At 48.0% G+C, this 21,035-nt stretch carries 19 protein-coding genes; 11 read left to right on the top strand and 8 right to left on the bottom strand.

Annotated elements, in window-relative coordinates:
• Positions 1–147: 147 nt before the first annotated feature.
• From SFSGTM_RS12770 to SFSGTM_RS12755, 4 genes are all read right to left on the bottom strand, one after another.
• Complete coding sequence (locus tag SFSGTM_RS12770) at positions 148–861, bottom strand: BPSS1780 family membrane protein (protein ID WP_162085490.1); 714 nt, start codon at positions 859–861, stop codon at positions 148–150.
• Positions 862–869: 8 nt separating this feature from the next.
• Positions 870–1,823, bottom strand: a complete 954-nt coding sequence (locus SFSGTM_RS12765; protein ID WP_162085489.1) for a homoserine kinase — start codon at positions 1,821–1,823, stop codon at positions 870–872.
• A gap of 54 nt (positions 1,824–1,877) precedes the next feature.
• The gene (locus tag SFSGTM_RS12760) at positions 1,878–2,207 is read right to left on the bottom strand and encodes a DUF2782 domain-containing protein (RefSeq protein WP_162085488.1); all 330 of its coding nucleotides are present in this window, start codon (positions 2,205–2,207) and stop codon (positions 1,878–1,880) included.
• 64 nt (positions 2,208–2,271) lie between these two features.
• The gene (locus SFSGTM_RS12755) at positions 2,272–3,000 is read right to left on the bottom strand and encodes an LOG family protein (RefSeq protein WP_162085487.1); all 729 of its coding nucleotides are present in this window, start codon (positions 2,998–3,000) and stop codon (positions 2,272–2,274) included.
• A 10-nt stretch (positions 3,001–3,010) separates the two neighbouring features.
• Between SFSGTM_RS12755 and polA the strand changes: the two genes are divergently transcribed.
• The 8 genes from polA (at position 3,011) to slmA (ending at position 13,018) form a co-directional block, all read left to right on the top strand.
• The gene (gene polA / locus SFSGTM_RS12750; protein ID WP_434784329.1) at positions 3,011–5,728 is read left to right on the top strand and encodes a DNA polymerase I; all 2,718 of its coding nucleotides are present in this window, start codon (positions 3,011–3,013) and stop codon (positions 5,726–5,728) included.
• Between the two features lie 47 nt (positions 5,729–5,775).
• Positions 5,776–6,585: a M48 family metallopeptidase gene (locus SFSGTM_RS12745; RefSeq protein ID WP_162085485.1), complete on the top strand. Its 810-nt coding sequence runs from the start codon at positions 5,776–5,778 to the stop codon at positions 6,583–6,585.
• Positions 6,586–6,655: 70 nt separating this feature from the next.
• On the top strand, positions 6,656–8,362 hold the full coding sequence (locus SFSGTM_RS12740; RefSeq protein ID WP_162085484.1) for an acetolactate synthase 3 catalytic subunit: 1,707 nt from the start codon (positions 6,656–6,658) through the stop codon (positions 8,360–8,362).
• 1 nt (position 8,363) lies between these two features.
• On the top strand, positions 8,364–8,855 hold the full coding sequence (gene ilvN, locus SFSGTM_RS12735) for an acetolactate synthase small subunit (RefSeq protein ID WP_162085483.1): 492 nt from the start codon (positions 8,364–8,366) through the stop codon (positions 8,853–8,855).
• A gap of 49 nt (positions 8,856–8,904) precedes the next feature.
• Positions 8,905–9,921 carry a ketol-acid reductoisomerase gene (gene ilvC, locus SFSGTM_RS12730; RefSeq protein ID WP_162085482.1) on the top strand — a complete coding sequence of 339 codons (1,017 nt, stop codon included), beginning with the start codon at positions 8,905–8,907 and terminating at the stop codon, positions 9,919–9,921.
• A 150-nt stretch (positions 9,922–10,071) separates the two neighbouring features.
• A complete protein-coding gene (gene pssA, locus SFSGTM_RS12725; protein ID WP_162085481.1) occupies positions 10,072–10,830 on the top strand; it encodes a CDP-diacylglycerol--serine O-phosphatidyltransferase in 759 nt (252 codons plus the stop codon).
• Positions 10,831–10,894: 64 nt separating this feature from the next.
• Positions 10,895–12,433 carry a 2-isopropylmalate synthase gene (locus tag SFSGTM_RS12720; RefSeq protein ID WP_162085480.1) on the top strand — a complete coding sequence of 513 codons (1,539 nt, stop codon included), beginning with the start codon at positions 10,895–10,897 and terminating at the stop codon, positions 12,431–12,433.
• A gap of 12 nt (positions 12,434–12,445) precedes the next feature.
• On the top strand, positions 12,446–13,018 hold the full coding sequence (slmA, locus tag SFSGTM_RS12715; protein ID WP_162085479.1) for a nucleoid occlusion factor SlmA: 573 nt from the start codon (positions 12,446–12,448) through the stop codon (positions 13,016–13,018).
• A gap of 19 nt (positions 13,019–13,037) precedes the next feature.
• On the opposite strand, the gene SFSGTM_RS12710 is transcribed toward slmA, so the two are convergent.
• From SFSGTM_RS12710 to SFSGTM_RS12695, 4 genes are all read right to left on the bottom strand, one after another.
• Positions 13,038–13,730, bottom strand: coding sequence for an energy transducer TonB (locus SFSGTM_RS12710; RefSeq protein WP_162085478.1), 693 nt, complete (start codon positions 13,728–13,730; stop codon positions 13,038–13,040).
• Positions 13,720–14,112, bottom strand: a complete 393-nt coding sequence (locus SFSGTM_RS12705; RefSeq protein WP_162085477.1) for an ExbD/TolR family protein — start codon at positions 14,110–14,112, stop codon at positions 13,720–13,722. The genes SFSGTM_RS12710 and SFSGTM_RS12705 overlap by 11 nt, the downstream gene beginning before the upstream one ends.
• 3 nt (positions 14,113–14,115) lie before the next feature.
• Positions 14,116–14,793: a MotA/TolQ/ExbB proton channel family protein gene (locus SFSGTM_RS12700; protein WP_162085476.1), complete on the bottom strand. Its 678-nt coding sequence runs from the start codon at positions 14,791–14,793 to the stop codon at positions 14,116–14,118.
• 91 nt (positions 14,794–14,884) lie between these two features.
• The gene (locus tag SFSGTM_RS12695) at positions 14,885–17,158 is read right to left on the bottom strand and encodes a TonB-dependent receptor (protein WP_162085475.1); all 2,274 of its coding nucleotides are present in this window, start codon (positions 17,156–17,158) and stop codon (positions 14,885–14,887) included.
• A gap of 324 nt (positions 17,159–17,482) precedes the next feature.
• On the opposite strand from SFSGTM_RS12695, the gene SFSGTM_RS12690 reads away from it, so the two are divergent.
• The 3 genes from SFSGTM_RS12690 to SFSGTM_RS12680 all read left to right on the top strand — a co-directional run bounded on the left by SFSGTM_RS12690 (position 17,483) and on the right by SFSGTM_RS12680 (position 20,861).
• Complete coding sequence (locus tag SFSGTM_RS12690; protein WP_162085474.1) at positions 17,483–18,598, top strand: metallophosphoesterase family protein; 1,116 nt, start codon at positions 17,483–17,485, stop codon at positions 18,596–18,598.
• A 43-nt stretch (positions 18,599–18,641) separates the two neighbouring features.
• A complete protein-coding gene (locus SFSGTM_RS12685; RefSeq protein ID WP_162085473.1) occupies positions 18,642–19,310 on the top strand; it encodes a response regulator transcription factor in 669 nt (222 codons plus the stop codon).
• Positions 19,311–19,544: 234 nt separating this feature from the next.
• Entirely contained in the window at positions 19,545–20,861 is a 1,317-nt protein-coding gene (locus SFSGTM_RS12680) for an ATP-binding protein (protein WP_162085472.1), read from the top strand.
• Positions 20,862–21,035 lie beyond the last annotated feature (174 nt).

The following is a 21,035-nucleotide window of genomic DNA, read 5'->3' as shown; positions in this document are numbered from 1 at the left end:
ATTTTTTATGACAGATAAAGTTAATTATTTTTGTGGTGTATAGGCTGTACTTTTTTGTGCTTTCATCAACGTTTGTTCTGAGTTGATGAAAGCATACTGTAGTTAAAGCGGAAGAGTGATGATTATTGATAGCGAGAGTAATTGGTTTTAAATCTTATCGGTATCGCCAGTAAATACATCCATAAATGCAGTGTAATAAGTGATGAATGCGACTGGTATCATGACGATGAGTCCTATGAGGGGAATAGTTGCAATGAAAAATAGTGCGAACAGGCTAAAACCGTAGAGTAAAAATGCACCTGCATTTGAGAGGATGGCAAGACTGCTGGCTTTCATGGCGTGAACTGGGGTGAGGTTGCCGAAGACGATAAGTGCAGGGGCGAACCAGTAGGTGGAAATCAGCAGTAATTGCAGGGTGACGCTGATGAGTATGGGCAGGCGGTAATTGGCAAGCAGTGCCAGAGTTTCTGCATTGGAGTGGCCTGCGGTCAGGTCACGAATTAAGCCTTCGCCTCCGAGCTGTCCGACTATGAGGCCAATGATGAGCATACCGGTGAGGTAGATGCCGCCAACTGTGATGAGCTGCGTGCCATGTGTTTTAAACGCTGCAAACAAGTGACGGATTTCGAGCTTTTCGCCTTGTTGTTGTGTATGGCAACCTAATAATAAACCAGCGATGAGTGCGGGATATATAAGGGTGAAAATAAGCCCGCCTACGACGGGTACTGTCATGAGTATCGCACCGATAAAAATGATGGTGAGACTGAATGCTATCCACAGCAGATAGTTTTTCTTGAATATATTAAATGCGGATTTAATCCATTGCCAGCCATGGCTGGCGGGTACAGTACGTGGGGTCATAATGATTCCTAGCTCACCCACATCCGCTGTAATGCGGACTGGGTTAGTATGCGGTTGCGTAAAATACGCTCGAAATGGGATGGGTCTTTGGCGTGAGTCATTTCGCCTGCGCGTGGAAAGTGCAGGTCGTACAGGCGTGACACCCAGAAACGCAGTGCAGCAGCGCGCAGGGTGATCGGCCATGCTCCACGCTCAATCGCGGTGAATGGACGGACACGGTGATATGCCTGTAGAAATGCGATGGTAGCCGTTTCATCCAGTTCGCCATTAGCAGTTACACACCAGTCGTTGACGGTGATGGCGATGTCGTACAGCCATGCGTCGTTGCAGGCAAAGTAAAAGTCGATGACGCCTGATACCGTGTCGCCGTCAAACAATACGTTGTCACGGAATAAATCTGCATGGATGACACCGCGAGGCAGGTCTTGCAAGCGGTGCAGTGCCTGAAATTTAATCTCGGCCTGTAATAGCTGCGCTGCTTCAGCATCTAAAAATGGCAATAATTGTGGGCTGGTGGCTTTCCACCATGCTGCACTGCGTTCATTATCACGTTGCATAGGGAAGTTTTTTCCTGCAATGTGGATTTGTGCCAATGTTGCACCCATAGCAGCGCATTGGCTGGTGGTGGGTGCAGTCAGTGATGCACCCGTCAAGCGTGTGACTATGCTGGCAGGTTTGCCATTCAGGGCGCTGAGCAATTCACCTTGCGCATTGGCGATAGGTAGCGGGCACGGCACGTTCTGGCTGGCCAGATGATGCATGAGATTCAAAAAATAAGGCAGTTCAGACGCCGTCAGATTTTCAAACAAAGTAAGTACATACTTGCCTTGATCGGTACTGAGAAAATAGTTGGTGTTTTCTATCCCTGACGCGATGCCACGCAATTCGGTGAGTTGGCCTATGGGATAGTTATCTAACCAGGCACGGGCTTGGTCTTCGCTGACGGTGGTAAATACAGACATGGGTGTGAGAGTTCTATTAGCCTGATGGCAGCATCAGGCTGGATTCAAATTAAATTACCACTGATGGATAATCCACATTGGCGGGCGTACACCAGAATCTGAAATATCCTGACGGGTAAACTGACCATCACCTCTATCATCAACCAAGTAATATGGTTTGCCGACTTTAGGTGTGACTTTTATCATATAGAGCTTACCGTTGTGACGGTATTCTTCATATTTGTCCTCACCTTTTTGTTTGATGGTGATTTGGGGTTCATTGTCTTCGTTGCTCAACGCCGGTGGGGGTGGTGCAACAGGTAAAGGCTCTAAATTAGCAGGGCGATCAGCCGCGCTACAGATGAGTGGGAGTCCTAGCAAAGCTGCAACGATGATTTTACGCATGGTGAACCTCGTAATGGTGTATTAGCAGGATTTTAGCAGAGCCAGCCCCTGGCTGACGGCTTGCTTATAAATAAAGTTGTATCTGACGATCCCGCGCGCTTGGCTCAAAGCCCTGCTTTTCATAATGATCAAAAATTGCACAGACCACATCTTCAGGATTGTCGATAACCTGGATCAGATTCATGTCTTCGGCATTTACCATGCCTTCCTTGACCAGACTGCTTTTGAACCAGTCGATCAGGCCTGCCCAGAAGCTGCTTTGCACCAGAATAATAGGGATTTTGCGGGTTTTGCCTGTTTGCACCAGAGTTAAAGCTTCCATCAGCTCATCCATAGTGCCGAATCCGCCTGGCATAACGACATAGGCAGAGGCGAATTTTACAAACATGACTTTACGTACGAAAAAATGCGCAAACGTTTGCGAAATATCCTGATACGGGTTGTCATGCTGTTCGTGGGGCAATTGAATATTGAGTCCGACACTGGGTGATGTGCCGTGAAATGCGCCTTTATTTGCAGCTTCCATGATGCCAGGGCCGCCGCCAGAAATGACGGAAAATCCAGCATCGGATAATTGCCGTGCAATGCGTTCAGTGAGTGCGTAATAAGGATGGTCAACAGGTGTACGGGCGCTACCGAAGATGCTTACGGCAGGGTGAATTTCGTTTAAACGTTCAGTGGCAGAGACAAACTCTGACATAATCTCGAACATGCGCCATGATTCGCGGGCGTTATAATTAGCGTGTGCGGCGAGTTCTGGGTCGGCAAGATGGGGTAGTTTTTCTTTATGCATGGAGTGTGTTGTGGCTAAAAAATTGTTGTTGGTCGATGGTTCGTCTTACTTGTATCGTGCATTTCATGCATTGCCGGATATGCGCAACCCCGCGGGCGAGCCCACCAATGCGATTTATGGCGTATTGAATATGTTACGCCGCTTACAGAAGGATTATGCCACTGATTATAGCGCCTGTGTGTTTGATGCCAAAGGGAAAACTTTCCGTGATGACTGGTATCCGGAATACAAAGCGAATCGCCCATCCATGCCCGCAGATTTAGCCAGTCAGATTGCCCCTCTGCATGCAGCGATTAAAGCGATGGGTTGGCCAGTATTGATGGTTGAGGGCGTTGAGGCGGATGACGTGATTGGTACTTTGGCTTATCAGGCCAGCCAGCAAGGTATTGCGACTATTATTTCTACCGGTGATAAGGATATGGCGCAGCTGGTTGATGCCCATGTCAGTTTAATTAATACCATGAGTAATGAGGCCATGGACGAAGCGGGCGTGCTGGCAAAATTTGGTGTACCGCCGAATCGCATTGTGGATTATTTGAGCTTAATCGGTGATGCGGTTGATAACGTGCCGGGCGTGGAAAAGGTTGGGCCGAAAACAGCAGTTAAATGGTTGGCTCAGTTTGATACGCTGGAAGAGGTTATCGCACATGCGGAAGAGGTGAAAGGCGCAGTGGGCGAACATTTACGCCGCGCCTTGGATTGGCTGCCGATGGCACGCAAGCTGATTACTATTCGCACCGATGTGCCGCTAGATAGCACTGTTGCTGATTTAGTTATGCGGCCAGCAGACAAGCCTGCGCTGGTTGAGTTGTATGGGCATTATCATTTCAGAACCTGGCTGCGTGAAGTGCAAGACAACGTAGTGGCCAGTGCGCCTGTGGAACTCGGGCAGGTGAGTCTGGATTTGGCTGCGCCGCCTGTGGCGAAAGCTTATGAAACGATACTGACGCTGGAGCAATTGGATGTCTGGATAAGCAAGTTAATGCAGGCTGAATTGGTGAGTTTTGATACCGAAACGACCAGTCTGGACCCCATGCAGGCTCAGTTGGTAGGCATGTCATTTGCAATTACACCTTACCAGGCGGCCTATTTGCCTTTGGCGCATCGCGGGCCAGACGCGCCGGTGCAATTGCCTTTGGATGTGGTGCTGGCGCGTTTGCAGTCGTGGCTGGAGGACGCCAGTCGGGCAAAGGTTGGGCAGAATTTGAAATACGATATGCATGTACTGGCGAATCACGATATCCGACTGGCAGGAGTGGTTCATGACACTATGTTGCAGGCGTATATATTGGAATCGCATTTGCCACGCAATATGGACAGTCTGGCGCAACGGCATTTGGGTGAGGCGACCATTAGTTACGAGTCTGTGACTGGTAAGGGTGTGTCCCAAATTGGCTTCGATCAGGTTGAGCTTAAACTGGCCGCGGAATATGCGGCGGAGGATGCCGATATTACGCTGCGCTTGCACCAGAATTTATATCCGCGTGTACATGCCGTGCCCAAGCTGGATTATGTGTATCGCCAGATTGAAATGCCGTTATTGCCGATATTGTGGCAAATTGAGCGCAATGGCGTGTTGCTGGATAGCGGACTGCTGGAACAGCAAAGTCATGAGTTAGGGCAGGCTATGCTGGCGATGGAGCAACAGGCTTATGAATTGGCAGGGCAGCCGTTTAATTTGAACTCGCCTAAACAGATACAGGGCATTTTATTCGATCAGTTGAAATTACCTGTCATTAAAAAAACACCTGGCGGCGTGCCGTCTACCGATGAGGATGTGTTGTCGCAATTAGCAGCGGATTATCCGCTGCCAAAAATTTTGCTGGAATATCGCAGTCTGGCAAAACTGAAATCGACTTATACCGATAAATTGCCACGCATGGTGAATGCGGCGACGGGGCGTGTGCACACCAGTTATTCTCAAGCGGTGGCGGTGACTGGGCGGTTATCCAGCGTAGAGCCGAATCTGCAAAATATCCCAGTGAAAACAGCCGAAGGGCGGCGCGTGCGCGAGGCGTTTATTGCCGCTCCGGGTTGTGTGCTGGTATCAGCGGATTATTCACAGATAGAATTGCGCATCATGGCGCATTTGTCGGGTGACTCTAGTCTGGTTAAAGCGTTTATGGAAGATGCTGATATACACAGCGCAACCGCTGCAGAGATATTTGGCGTGACGCTCGCTGAAGTCAGCAGCGAGCAGCGGCGCGTGGCAAAGACTATTAACTTTGGGCTGATTTATGGCATGTCGGCATTTGGGTTGGCTAGTCAATTGGGGCTGGAGCGAGCGGCTGCGCAGTCTTATATAGACCGTTACTTTGCGCGTTATCCTGGTGTGGCGACCTATATGCAGGGCACTCGTGCCACCGCATATGAGTTTGGTTATGTGGAAACAGTATTCGGTCGGCGTTTATGGCTGCCAGAGATACGCAGCAGTAATAAACACCGTCGAGATGGTGCGGAACGCGCAGCAATTAATGCACCTATGCAGGGGACGGCTGCTGATTTGATTAAGCTGGCGATGATAGCCGTGGCAGGCTGGTTGGCGCGTGAGCAGATGCAGACCCGCATCATTATGCAGGTTCATGACGAACTGGTGCTGGAAGTGCCGCAGGTTGAATTGAACTCAGTGCTGGAAAATTTATCTGGATTGATGTGTCATGTTGCACAGCTGAATGTGCCGTTGCAGGTCGGCGTCGGCGTAGGGAAAAATTGGGAAGCGGCGCATTGATATTAATGCGTTGATAGTTATAAAGTAATGAACCAGAGGATCGGTGTATGAAACTGAGTAAGATTTTGGTATTGGGTTGTTTGAGTTTAAGCCTGAGTGCGTGCCAGACGGTGCAAACGACCCAAGGTGGTTTGGTGGGTATAGATAGAACACAGATAATGTCACCCTTGGTGTCGAGTCAGTCGTTGATGCAGCAGGCGGCGTTAAGTTATAGCGGATTGCTGCAAAAGGAATCCAGACAAGGTGCGCTCAATCCTAATCCAGCACAGACTGCGCGTGTTCGCACCATAGCCTATCGTTTGATTTCACAAGTTGCTGTATTTCGTCCCGATGCGGTGAACTGGAAATGGGAAGTGAATGTGATTGCTTCCCCGGAAGTTAATGCATGGTGTATGCCGGGCGGAAAAATTGCGATTTATACCGGCATTATCGATAAGTTGAAATTGTCAGATGCTGAAATTGCGGCGATTCTGGGGCATGAAATGTCTCATGCATTACGGGAGCATGCGCGCGAACAGGCTTCTGAACAGAGTTTGATGCAGATTGGTATGCTCGGTGCGCAATTGAGTGGCTTAGGGCGTGGCACTTTGAATGCCGCGAATCAATTGTATAACGTGGGTGTCGGTTTGCCTCACAGCCGCACGCACGAAACCGAGGCGGATCGCATGGGTGTGGAATTGGCAGCACGTGCAGGTTATGATCCGCGGGCAGCGATAGGCTTGTGGCAAAAAATGAGTCAGCTGGGAGGCGCTCCCCCAGAATTTTTGAGTACGCACCCTAGCCCGCAAACACGTATGCAGGATTTGCAAGATTATTCGGCCAGAGTGATGCCGCTGTATGAGGCTGCACGCAAGTAATTTTTTTGACCTGAAGCGGTTTTAGCTTTAGTATTGAATGTTCAACGAATTAAATGGATAGACGACTGCAATGGAATTAAATGGTGCAGAGATTACCGTAAAGTGTCTGGCTGATGAAGGGGTAGAGTTTGTATTTGGCTACCCTGGCGGCGCGGTACTCAATATTTACGATGCGATCTTCAAACAGGATAAATTTAAGCATGTATTGGTACGCCATGAGCAAGCTGCCGTTCATGCGGCCGATGGTTATGCGCGCTCTACAGGTAAAGTCGGTGTGGCATTGGTCACGTCTGGCCCTGGGATTACCAACGCAGTAACAGGGATAGCTACGGCTTATATGGATTCTATTCCTATGGTGGTGATCAGTGGACAAGTGCCTACTGCCGCGATTGGTATGGATGCATTCCAGGAGGTTGATGCGGTTGGTATCACACGTCCTTGCGTGAAACATAACTTCCTGGTCAAAGACATCAAGGACTTGGCTGCGACGATCAAGAAAGCGTTTTATATCGCCTCTACTGGTCGCCCAGGTCCTGTTCTGGTTGATATTCCCAAAGATATTTCGGGTCAGCCATATCCTTATGATTATACGATGGCGGTAGACATGCGTTCGTATAATCCTGTGGTAAAGGGGCATACTGGTCAAATTAAAAAAGCTGCGCAAATGTTATTTGAGGCGAAACGCCCAATGATATATAGCGGTGGTGGTGTGGTGCTGGGTAATGCAGCCAAGCAACTGACAGAATTAACGCGTTTGCTGGGTTTTCCTTGCACCAATACCTTGATGGGTTTGGGCGCGTATCCTGCAACGGATAAGCAGTTCGTCGGTATGCTGGGGATGCATGGTACTTATGAAGCTAATATGGCGATGCAGCACAGTGATGTGTTGCTGGCGATAGGTGCGCGGTTTGATGATCGTGTCATAGGTTCACCTGACCATTTTGCACGTGAAGCACGCCGTATTATTCATATAGACATAGATCCATCCTCAATTTCCAAGCGTGTTAAGGTCGACGTGCCTATCGTAGGTGACGTTGCAGCTGTGTTGGATGAGTTGATTAAGCTGATTAAAGCCAGTAAAGAACGTGGTGACGCTGCTGCACTATCGGCCTGGTGGTCACAGATTAACGAGTGGCGCAGCATAGACTGCCTGAAATTTGATCGTGCCAGCGCGATTATCAAACCGCAATATGTTGTGCAGAAGCTGTGGGAAGTCACCAAGGGCGAAGCCTTTGTCACGACTGACGTAGGTCAGCATCAAATGTGGGCAGCTCAGTATTATCCATTTGACGAACCACGTCGCTGGATTACTTCTGGTGGATTGGGTACGATGGGTTTTGGTTTGCCAGCTGCCATGGGTGTGCAGTTAGCGCATCCACATGCTGATGTTGCCTGTGTGACAGGTGAATCCAGTATCCAGATGTGCATACAAGAGCTATCAACATGCAAGCAATATCACATCCCGGTTAAAGTGGTGAATTTGAATAATCGCTACATGGGTATGGTGCGTCAGTGGCAAGAGTTTTTCTATGGCAATCGTTATGCTGAGTCCTATATGGATTCGCTGCCTGATTTTGTGAAATTGGCCGAGTCATATGGTCACGTTGGGATGAAAATCGAGAAGCCGGAAGATGTTGAGCCAGCATTGCGTGAAGCCTTTGCGATGAAGGAACGTTTGGTATTTATGGATTTCATTACTGATCAGACTGAAAACGTTTTCCCTATGGTGCCGGGTGGTGCGGGCATTACCGAAATGATTTTGGCGGAGGAGCTATAACATGCGCCATATTATTTCGATATTAATGGAAAATGAAGCCGGTGCGCTGTCACGTGTGGCAGGGTTGTTCTCGGCACGTGGTTACAACATTGAGTCACTCACTGTTGCGCCGACCGAAGATGCGACATTGTCACGTATGACTATCGTCACCCGTGGATCTGAAGAAGTTATCGAACAAATCGTCAAACAGCTCAATAAGTTGATTGATGTGGTGAAGATACTGGATTTGTCCGATGGTAGCCATATTGAACGTGAGTTGATGTTAGTGAAAGTGCGTGCATTCGGTAAAGATCGTGAAGAAATGAAGCGTATGGCGGATATCTTCCGTGGGCGCATCATTGATGTCACTGAAAAAACCTACACTATCGAGTTGACGGGGCCCGGCACGAAGCTGGATGCATTTATTGAAGCGATCGACGCAGCTGCTATTCTGGAAACCGTGCGTACGGGTGCTTCAGGTATCGGTCGCGGTGAACGCATACTTAAAGTTTAATTTGTATTATTAATATTGTTAAAAGATTTTTATTAAAAGGAAGTTTTACATGAATGTTTATTACGATAAAGACGCTGATCTATCATTAATTAAAGGCAAAACCGTTGCTATCATCGGTTATGGTTCACAAGGCCATGCCCACGCTAACAACTTAAAAGACTCAGGCGTGAATGTTATCGTTGGTTTGCGTAAGGGCGGCGCTTCATGGAGCAAAGCCGAAACAGCTGGCTTGCAAGTGCAAGAAGTTGGCAGCGCTGTTAAAAATGCTGACTTGATCATGATTCTGGTACCAGATGAAAATCAACCAGAAATGTACACCAATGAAATTGCTCCTAACTTGAAGCCAGGCGCAACTCTGGCTTTCGCACATGGCTTCAGCGTGCATTATGGTCTTATCACCCCACGTAAAGATGTGGATGTAGTGATGATTGCACCTAAAGGCCCTGGCCACTTGGTGCGTTCAACTTACAAACAAGGTGGCGGCGTACCTTCATTGATCGCTGTGCATCAAGATAACTCAGGTAAAGCACGTGATTTGGCTTTGTCTTATGCTGCTGCAAACGGCGGTACTAAAGGTGGCGTTATCGAGACTTCATTCCGTGAAGAAACTGAAACTGACTTGTTCGGTGAACAGGCTGTATTGTGTGGCGGTTGCGTAGAACTGGTTAAAGCTGGTTTTGAAACCTTGACTGATGCTGGCTATGCACCTGAAATGGCTTATTTCGAGTGCTTGCACGAACTCAAATTAATCGTTGATTTGATGTACGAAGGTGGTATCGCTAACATGAACTACTCTATTTCCAATAACGCAGAGTACGGTGAGTATGTGACTGGCCCATCAGTGATTGGCGATCAGGCGCGTGCTGCAATGAAAGTAGCTTTGGCTAACATACAAAACGGCGATTACGCTAAGAGCTTTATTCTGGAAAGCAAAGCTGGTGGTGCGGGCATGCACGCCAAGCGTCGTCAGAATGCAGAACATCCAATTGAAATTGTGGGTGAAAAACTGCGTGGTATGATGCCTTGGATTAAAGCTAACAAGCTGGTTGATCAAAGCAAAAACTAAAGTGGCAGAAAACGAGGTCCTAGACCTCGTTTTAGTTTGTGGATAGCGAATAGCTAATCCACGAAAAACACTCTGGGGTGTTTTTCGTTGGTTAATTGTTTTTTAATGGCAGCACATTGTTTATGTCCTGTCTCATATGAATTGTGAGCTATGTCAGATCCTGGTTATAAATCACTGGTAGGAAATTCCACGCATCGGCGTGGCATTTATTTATTGCCTAATTTATTTACAACTGCGGCATTATTCGCTGGCTTTTATGCCATCGTGCAGGCGATGAATGGGCATTTTGAATTATCAGCCGTGGCAATTTTTGTAGCTATGGTGCTGGATGGTCTGGATGGCCGAGTAGCGCGGTTGACACATACCCAAAGCGCATTTGGCGCGGAATATGACTCCTTGTCAGATATGGTTTCGTTTGGTGTGGCGCCAGCGCTCATCGCTTACGTCTGGGCATTAAAAGGGCTGGGTAAATTAGGCTGGATGGCGGCTTTTGTTTATTGTGTGGGCGCAGCCTTGCGCCTGGCTCGATTCAATACGCAATTGGATGTAGCCGATAAACGCTACTTTCAGGGATTGCCTAGTCCAGCTGCAGCAGCATTAGTAGCTGGTCTGGTATGGGTAATGAATGAATATGGTATTGCTGGAAATGACGCCAAATGGCTGGCATTTGCGGTGACATTATTCGCTGGTCTGACCATGGTGAGCAATGTGCGTTATTACAGTGGTAAGGATATTAATTTACGTCGCAGTGTGCCCTTCATGGTGGTATTCCTGATTGCCATGGGTTTTATGTTGATAGCCTATAGTCCACCAGAGATGTTGTTTGGTGTGGTGACTGTGTACGCATTATCGGGATATGCGATGGGCGCTTGGGCACTATTACATAAAAAGCCAAAAACACAACAGTAAGCTGGGTTGTTAACCCAGAAAGTCAGTCTCAGCTGACTAATCATCTATAAATTCGGAGTAAGTCATGAGTAGCGACCACTTAATCATATTTGATACCACCTTGCGCGACGGCGAGCAAAGCCCGGGCGCATCCATGACACGGGAAGAAAAAGTACGTATAGCCCGTCAGCTTGAGCGTATGCGTGTGGATGTGATAGAAGCCGGTTTCCCCGCAGCATCGAATGGTGATTTTGAATCAGTTAAGGCGGTCGCCGATGCGATTAAAGACAGCACGATTTGCGGTCTGGCACGGGCGTTGGAACGCGATATACAGCGGGCTGGTGAAGCATTGCGTGGCGCGAATTCCTCGCGTATTCACACCTTTATTGCTACCAGTCCTATTCATATGGAAAAGAAACTGCGTATGTCGCCCGAGCAGGTGATAGAGCAGGCAGTGAAAGCAGTGACGTGGGCGCGGCAATATACTGATAACGTAGAATTTTCACCAGAAGATGCGGGTCGTTCAGATCCCGATTTCCTTTGTCGTGTGCTGGAAGCGGTGATCGATGCAGGCGCTCGTACATTGAACATACCTGATACTGTAGGCTATAGCGTGCCTGGGCAATTTGGTGAATTGATACGTAATCTGCGTGAGCGTATACCGAATTCAGATAAAGCAATTTTTTCTGTGCATTGCCATAATGATTTGGGTTTGGCGGTAGCTAACTCCTTGTCCGCCGTGTTAAATGGTGCCCGTCAGGTTGAGTGTACTATTAACGGATTAGGCGAGCGTGCGGGTAATGCAGCGCTGGAAGAAATCGTCATGGCTGTTCGTACTCGCTCAGATGTATTCCAATGCAGTACCCGTATAGATACGACCCAAATTGTACCGGCTTCACGTTTAGTCGCCAGTATTACCGGCTTTGCTGTGCAGCCGAATAAGGCTATCGTTGGTGCCAATGCGTTTGCGCATGAATCAGGTATTCATCAAGATGGTGTGCTTAAACATCGTGAAACTTACGAGATTATGCGCGCAGAAGATGTGGGCTGGAGCGCGAATAAAATGGTGCTGGGCAAGCACTCTGGGCGCAATGCTTTCCGTACTCGCTTAACCGAGCTAGGCATAGATCTGGGTAGTGAAGAGGCGATTAATGCAGCTTTTACCCGATTCAAAGAGTTGGCTGATAAAAAGCACGAAATTTTCGACGAAGATTTGCATGCCTTGGCCAGTGATGAAGTGGCATCGCACAGTGTAGAAGCCTATAAATTAGTTTCACTTAAAGTGTGCTCAGAAACCGGTGAAACGCCATTGGCGCAAGTGGTTATCAGCGCTCATGGTGAAGAAAAGTCAGCGCAAGCGACAGGTGGTGGACCAGTTGATGCGACCTTCAAAGCTATCGAGCAACTGGTGAATAGTGCTGCTGAATTACAGCTCTATTCAGTTAATAACATCACCACGGGAACAGATGCACAGGGGGAAGTCACCGTACGTCTGGCTAAAGCTGGTCGCATAGTCAATGGTCAGGGCGCCGATACTGATATTGTAGTTGCATCAGCCGAAGCATATTTAGATGCACTCAATGGCTTATATAACAAACTGGAACGCGCACATCCACAAATATAAAAAGGGAGCAGCATGGCAGCAACAGGGGAAAGAAAACTACAAATACTGCAAACATTAGCAGAAATGTTACAAATGCCAGCCGCTGAAAAGATTACTACAGCGGCGTTGGCAGCACGGTTGCAAGTGTCGGAAGCTGCACTATATCGTCACTTTGCCAGCAAAGCACAAATGTATGAAGGCTTGATAGAATTTATTGAGCAATCGGTATTTGGCATTATCAACAAGATCACCAGTCAGCAAGAAAGCGGTATGGCGCAACTTGAAGCCATCGTGAACGTATTGCTAGGCTTCGCCGCAACTAATCCGGGCATGACGCGGGTGCTGATAGGGGACGCGCTGGTTAATGAAAACGACAGGCTGCAAGCGCGCATCAATCAATTGCATGACAGACTGGAAGCCACGTTACGTCAGAGCTTGCGTATTGCTGCCAGCCAGCAGGAAACACAGGCTGATGCGAATATCACCGCGAATATGCTGCTATGTGTCGTGGTAGGGCGCTGGCAACAGTTTGCCAAAAGCGGTTTTAAACGTAGTCCAAATGCGGATTTCGCCGCACTTTGGACATCACTGCGCTCAGGTATGTAATCTGTAAGTTGTGGTTGAACTAGAAAACCACTTCCACTTCATAATTGACTCTTTTCCCTTTGAGCGATTCTGGTATCGGTGGCACAGGTGCTGCCGTGACTGCCTGTATGGCGGCCTGATCGAACATCGTGCTGCCGCTACTCTTGATAATGTGTATCTGACTTGATACACCATCTAGAAATGTAAATCCTAATTTTGTTTTGCCGTGTGTACCCATCATCCGCGCTGCCGCTGGGTAGATTCGCGCTGTGATAATTGCAGCTTTTAATTGGGCTGCAAAGCTGGCTTCTTTTTCTGCAGCTTCATTGTTGACTGTGGGTGGTGGAGGCGGTGGTGGGGGGGCGACGACAGGTACTGCAACGGGTGTATTGACTACTGGAATAGGTCGTATGGGGGCAGGCGCAGGCACGGGTTGTGGTGCTACGGTTTTCATCGGTGTTGCTATGTGATGTTTGATCACAGGTTGTATGACGGGTTTGGGTTGTGGTTTGGGTTCGATCTTTTCTATTTTCTTAGGTTGCGGATCTTCAAAGCTGAGTTCGACTGACTGATCTGCAACAGGGGCTGGGTTGCTTTTTGCATTCGCAATAGCAACCGAACCTGCGATGAGCAAGACTATTTCGATACCTAACGCGACCAGCACAGCACGCGAAACCGGTAAATCTTGTTTAGGCGACATAGCGCCCATATTGATAACACTGCTATTGAACATTTTGTGTGGCCAACCCAATTTTATTGATGCCATTCTGATGGCATATATCCATCACGGCAGTGAGTTGTTGTAATGACGCGCTGGCTGAACCTGCAATGCTGACTATGGTTTTATCTGTTGCCGTTGCACGCAATTTTGCACGCAGGCCTTCCAGTGACATGGCTTGCTGGTCTACTACCAAACCGCCATCCTGATGTATTTCTATCATGATTTTGGGTGGTGGCAGTGCCTGGCTGGTTGAGCTGGATGGCAGGTGACCAATTAAACCACTCGTTGGTATCATGTTCATCGCCATCATGATGAAAAACACCAGCAAAAATAGCATGATGTCTATCATCGGGATGATTTCTATGCGGGGTTTGCGAACTTCGAAATAACGCACGACTCAACTCCCTGTACGCGCTAGCGCGATGGTTGGCGTATCGGCGCGATTGCCAGTTTGATTGCAAGGCTGGGCATAGCGATTAATCAGGATTTGCTTCAGTGTTTCCAGTTGATGCACCATCAGGCGGATGCGGTTGTTGAGGTTGTTCAGGAAAATCAAACCCGTCATCGCGATAAACAGACCGCTAGCGGTTGCAACCAGCGCTTCTGCCACGCCACCAGTAACCTGTACGGGTGCCGCGCCGCTGTTGCCGAGACCGGAAAACGCATTAAACATGCCGATAATCGTACCGAATAGTCCAAGTAGCGGAGCCAGAGTAACGACTGTATCCAGTATCCATAGCGATTTATCCAGCTTGGGGATTTCGTGCATGATGGTTTCTTCCAGTCTGCCAGAGAGCATTTCGCGTTCATTCTGATCTGGGTGAGAGAGCACCATGTTCATTAGTTCTGCATGAGGCAAGTGGCCTGCCTGTTCAATTTCTTGTGCTAGTAAGTCAGTACGCAGGCGGGGTAATTTAGCTATGCGTTCATTCACCGCTTTGCCACCCGCCATAACGTTATATAAGTACCAGGTGCGCTCAACGATAACGGTGAGGCCAACTAACAGCAGTATAGCCATCAGGTACAGTGTGCCGCCGCTGTTGGCGGCCAGGTTGGTGATGTATTGTATATTCATGATTAATATCTGCTTTCCTTACTGATGCATTAAACAAATTAGCGCGACTGCCACCTTCAGGGTAGTTGTCGCGCTAATAACCTACTTGAGTTTAGAAATCCAGTTTCGCTGAAGTCATGAAACTGCGCTCAGGTTGGTACTGGAACAAATCGGATGCACTGGTTGTGCCATTGCTATTGGCAGGTTTAACCGACAGATAATCCTGATTGTTAAATATGTTATAGACACCCAACTGCACTCTCAGTGATTTTGCCCCCATACCTGGATGCTTGATGACATAGCCGATGTTGAAATCAGCTGCTGACTGCGGACCCATTTTGTACAGTTGTCCATCTAGTGCGTATTGCGTACCTGTGCGTTGGTACATCAGTGATCCAAACAACGCACCTTTCTTGTAGAGTACACCTAGTGTTGTTGTGGTTTCTGGTGCTTTAGCGATTTCCAGACCAGTATCCTTGGAAGTGGCATGGTTGATAGAGCCGTTGGCATAGAGTGAGTAGCCGTTTAACAAGGCATAAGTAATCTGACCCTCTATCCCTTTATAAACCACCGCTCCCTGGTTGTAATAAACTGGATTGCTGGAAGATGAGGTTGGGTCTTGTGCGATTTTATTTGCGAAATCGATGTAGTAAATATCACCACTGGTCGCGATACGATCTGACTTATGTACTAAACCTAATTGGTAGTTAGTAGATGTTTGCGGCGCAATATTGGTGTTGCTAGCACCTGAACTTTGATAGTAACTGATGTCAGGTACCAGCATGCCTTGAGCATATTGTGCATAGGCAGACCATTGTGGATTGATTTTGTAGTTGGCTGTCAGGAAAGGCAGGGTCTTAGTGAAATCCTCTGTCAGTGTCTGCGGTACGCGGCTGGACTGGTTAACCAGTGCCTGCACATTGAGCAGCGTGTTCATGTACTTGATACCTGGTGTGATAGTCAGGCTTTTGGTGGCAGCCCATTCAAATTCCGCAAATGGCTGATATTGGAACCAGCTTGAATTTTGCTCATATTGAACGTTGTTGTAAGTAGTGTAGACACCTGGAACCGCGGTCTGATCATAGTTGGCAGCACCAGTCAGCAGATCGAAGTCAGTACGACTGCGGTGGGTGTAAGCCTGTTCTACCCAAACACCGACACGCATCAAATTGTCATCGAATTTTTTAGTGGCTTTGAAAATGTTACCAAAAATATTGTATTCGTTAGTTTTGATGTAACCAGGCATGCCCAGAGTGGCGACGTGTGCAGTGGTTAAATACACACTGCTCTCACCAGCGGTAGGCGAGCTACCTGTATTGGCAGAGCTGGAACCTGTATTGTTGTGATAGTCATAGTAATAGGCATTGCTATCAATTGCCCAGCCGCCACCTAACTCACTTTGCAAGCGCGCGTAATGGAAGTTGGTGTTTTTATGGGTCAGGTTGTAGCCATAGTAATTGGCTTTAGTTGGGTCGGTACCCAAACCATAATCTTTACCGTAGATGGCGGTATTGGCAACCGTCATACCCTTGTCGTTATCGTTCTGATAGTAGAAGTTGTCGTGGTGATTGAGGAATATGGTGAATAAGGTTGATGAACCTAATGGTTTTTCAAGTTTTAGATTGTAGTTTTGCGCACCTACACCCATATTTTTACGCGCGCCATCACTTGCCATGTCTTGCACATCTACTGAGTAACGTACATCGCCTAATTGTCCTATCGTACCTGAGTTATAAGTTGCGCCTTCCAGACGTGTGTTCCATGAGCCATAGGCGAAGTATGGTGAAACGGCTTGAGTCGAAGTTAATGGATTGGAAGTGATATTCACGCTACCACCAAATGTGGCTTGCCCCATATTGCTGGCATTGCCTGGGCCGCTTTCTACTGTGACACCACCAATAACTGATGCTGGGAAGTACGCTGTTGAATGGTGAGTAGGACCATTGGTGTCACCCCAAGGGATACCATCATAAGTCACGTTATATTCACCGTCCTGGAAGCCACGCAATACGTTTTTAGCTTCGCCCAAGCCAGGGCCGTTAGCAGATACACCACCCGATACGCCCGGTGCAACAGCTGCGGCAGCGGTATAGTCAGTTACAGGGGATTTGGTATCTTCGATGAATGATTTATTAATTATAGATTCAGGTTGGGTTGCGTCCAGTGAAGTCTGGGTCGGGGCAACAGCTGCTGCACGACCTTTGGCTGTTGGGTCTGTCTTAGGATCGCTGGCTTCTGTACTGCCACTATCAAACTGCGTACCTGCTGTACCAAGATCAACTGTGTCAGCTGCATATGCTGTATTGATTGCAGAAGCCAAGGTGGTTAAAACCAGCCATGCTGGTATAGATTTGCCCAAGACGCGGCAATTGTTACGTTTTTTCATTTTGATGACCATCCCTTAAAAGTTACATTGCTAATAAAAAACATTGTATGAAGGTGATAAGAAAACTTAGCGACAATTCTGTTACAGATTAAATATGGCTAAATATTTTATCCCCCCGGATTGCTGCTGCTAATCATTGCAAGCGAGCGGTAAATTCATTTTAGGCAGGCAAACTTAGGGCAAAGTGAATGAATTGTGATTGTTTTGTTACAGGGTGGGCTAACTGAGAAAATTCGCGGGTTATCAGAGCTATCACATCAAACTGTCATCAAGCTGCAATATTGCATTGCTACTTTGTGGCTTTATTCGCGACGGTGCTTGATCATGAAATTGAAGAAATTGAGTAGTTTGCAGCGTGTGTTTGCTTGTGCATTATTAGGTGGTTCAGTTTTTATCAGTCCATCAAATGTATCTGCAGCACCTGTTGATCCAGTGGTCATGTCATTTGCTACCGTAGGGGACTCTCGTGCTGATCCTGGTGATGATCAGCTAAGCGGACAAGATCATATCTGGCTGCAAAACACCAAAGCACTGTCGCGCATCGTTCGTGAGATTCAGGATAAAAAACCGCAGGCATTGTTCTTTAACGGCGACATGATCTATGGCTTCAATGCAGATGACGCGACTTTGAACCGGCAATATGCTTTCTGGCGTGGCATGATGGCAAATCTGATGGAAATGGGTACATATGTAGTGCCAGTGCCTGGCAACCACGAAATGCAGGATAAAATAACCGAAGGCGGCAAAAGCAAAGCTGTGACGCAAGTGCATAAGGAAGTCAGCTGGCGCAACAATATGGGCGACCTCATCATGGATGTCGACCGATGGAAAACCATTACTGGTAACAGCATCAATGCCTTCGATGTCGCCAATACCCCAGCAATCAGTAGTGCAGATCACATACAGACGAATCAGTCGCAGCTCAGTTTTTCATTCGATTACGGGGACAGCCATTTTGTTGTGATTAACACCGATCCGGTTGGATATGATGGACATGCGCCAACCAACTGGTTACGCGACGATCTGCAGAAAGCGAAAGTGCGGGGCATGAAGCATGAATTTGTGTTCGGCCACAAACTGGCGTTTACTTATTATTACAAACCCGGCATCAAATTAGCGGGTTTGGATCAGGATGCAGAGCAGCAGAAGCAGTTCTGGCAGGTTATAGAAAATGCCGATGCGACTTATTTCTGCGGGCATGAGCATATATTCAATATTTCTCAGCCAACCAAATCCACGGGTGGCAAAGCCTGGCAGGTATTAGTCGGTTCAGGCGGCTCGCCATTCGCTGCAAAGGCTGGAGACAGTAAAAATCCGACTGACCGTATGTATGCCTGGGCAGTTGTGGAGTTGCATGCAAGTGGTAAAGTGCATTTGAATGCATATGGATTTGATGAGCATTATGGTAAAACGCGCTTGTTGAGCAGTCTGGATCTGTAATGGCGGGGTGTATTTTTGCCAGGATAGATATAGGTAGCTGGTGATGCGCATTTTATTGATCGAAGATGATCCGATGATAGGCCAGAGTTTGTCTCGAGCGCTGATGGATGCGGGTATGACGTGCGAGTGGGTGCGTGACGGCATGGCCGGAGAGTTGGCGCTGAAATCTGGTGGCTATGTATTGGTACTGCTGGATTTGGGGTTGCCAGGGAAATCCGGATTTGATGTGCTGAAAGCTATGCGTGCCCGAGGTGATCGTACGCCATTGCTGATAGTAACCGCGCGCGATGAAGTTGATGACAGAGTGCGTGGTCTGGAATTGGGTGCGGACGATTACCTGATTAAGCCGTTTGGCCTGAAGGAGCTGATGGCGCGTGTCAGAGCCGTATTGCGGCGCAACGAAGTGCTCGCTGGTCACGTGGTTGGCAATGGCGAACTCATGCTGGATATGGTGACGCGTGAGACGACTTATCGCGGTAAAACCGTACTGTTGCCGGCTCGTGAATTTGCGTTATTGCATACGTTGGCTGATAACCCGGGGACGATATTTTCTCGTGTGCAGATTGAGCAGCGTTTATATGCGTGGAACAAGGATGTGGGTAACAATGCAGTGGATGTGTTGATCCATTACCTGCGTAAGAAATTCGATAACGATATTATCCGCAACGTGCGCGGCATCGGCTGGATGGTAGTCAGAAACCCATCATCCTAGAAACGGCAGTTGACCGCTAATTTATTGAGTTAACATCATCATGCTTAAGACTTATTTTTGTAATTTACCTATCACCCGATTGGTGAATACGCTACCCGTTGAATTGCACACCCCTCACGGCACATGGCGGCGTTGCTCCGCACCTGAATGGAATGGCCATTCAGGTTTGTCGCGCCTTGCCCTGCACCCTGATGGGCGTGCACTTCAACGTGTCCAACTGCCGTTTCTAGGATCATGAAATCATTGAAAAAACAGCTGATCTTCTGGCTGGTTGGATTGTTGACCTTAGCTGCGGTCATGGCGGGTAGCATTTCATTTTATTTTGCCTGGAAAGAGGCGAGTAGCTTGCTTGATCAGCAGTTGAGCGAGATCGCCAGCAGTGTGGATGAAGGCTCGCAATTACCCGCTATGCAATCCAGATTTGAACGCAAAAACGCAGAAGAAAAGAAACAGGGTTTTATTATTCAGGTGTGGATAGGTAATGAATCAGGCCGATCCTCCAGACCCGATTTCAAATTGCCTCGTGCTGCTACGCCAGGATTTTCAGACATATGGTTCCGCGGGCTTAAGTGGCGTGCTTACACCATGATCTACCCGGATCGGACAGTGCAAATTGCACAACAGGAAGATGTGCGATATGACATCGCTTTGCATTCAGCTATGCGAGTGTTATTTCCTTTCGCGCTGGTGATACCTATTTCCTGGTTGTTGATAGGTGTGGTGGTGAGTCGTTTGCTGCAACCATTGGAAAGAGTGACGAATGAGGTCAAGAATCGTGATGTGACAAGTCAGGCCTTGCTGCCTGTCGAAGATGTTCCGCAAGAAGTAGCACCTTTGGTTTTGGCGATGAATGACCTTATTGTCCGCTTGAGTGCAGCCATAGAGTTACAGCGCCAGTTTTTGTCAGATGCCGCACATGAATTGCGTACTCCACTTGCCGCATTGCAACTGCAGATAGAAAATCTGTCACAGTCACATTCGCGTGATGATCTGGATAATCGTATAGAAGAAATGCGGCGAGGTTCACAACGTGCATCACATCTGGTTGGACAGTTACTCAAAATCAGTCGTTATGAGGCGCAAGGTAAGTCTGCGATGTCGGGCAGGATACATCTGAACACTGTAGTGAAAGCCTGCCTGGCAGATTTCATCCCTCTGGCTGATCATCGCCACATTGATCTTGGCATGACTCAGGATGATGACGCCATGATCATGGGTGTTGCCGAGGATATGCGCGTGTTGCTGGGTAATCTGATAGACAACGCAATTCGTTATACGCCTGAAGGCGGCAAGGTAGATGTCAGCTTGCGTGTTGCTAATCAGGAGGTTGTTGTTGAGGTGCTGGACACAGGGTCCGGTATTCCTGAATCTTTGTTGCCCAGAATATTTGATCGCTTTTTCCGCGTAGCAGGTCAGGAAACCGAGGGCAGTGGCATAGGGCTGTCGATCGTGCAGGCGATAGCACAACGCCAGTCAGCTCGTGTTGTGCTGGCTAACAGGCAGGATGGGCATGGTCTGAGTGCCCGTGTCATATTCAGTTTGGCGGTGTGAGTATTGGTCAGACCTTTGCTGTTCGGTGAGGGCTTTCATCTTTTTGTAACAAAAAAATCATAATTCGTTCGTGATGCGCTAAGTCTGGATAGGTAAGCTGGGTTTGTTTTTTGAAGAGTGGAAAATTTTCCGATTAATCAAAATGAGACCTTTGCACGATTACTGCGCTTGTTC

Origin of the sequence: Sulfuriferula nivalis, assembly GCF_009937995.1 — a bacterium.
Classification (GTDB): domain Bacteria; phylum Pseudomonadota; class Gammaproteobacteria; order Burkholderiales; family Sulfuriferulaceae; genus Sulfuriferula; species Sulfuriferula nivalis.
This window is presented reverse-complemented; position numbering and strand designations above follow the sequence as displayed.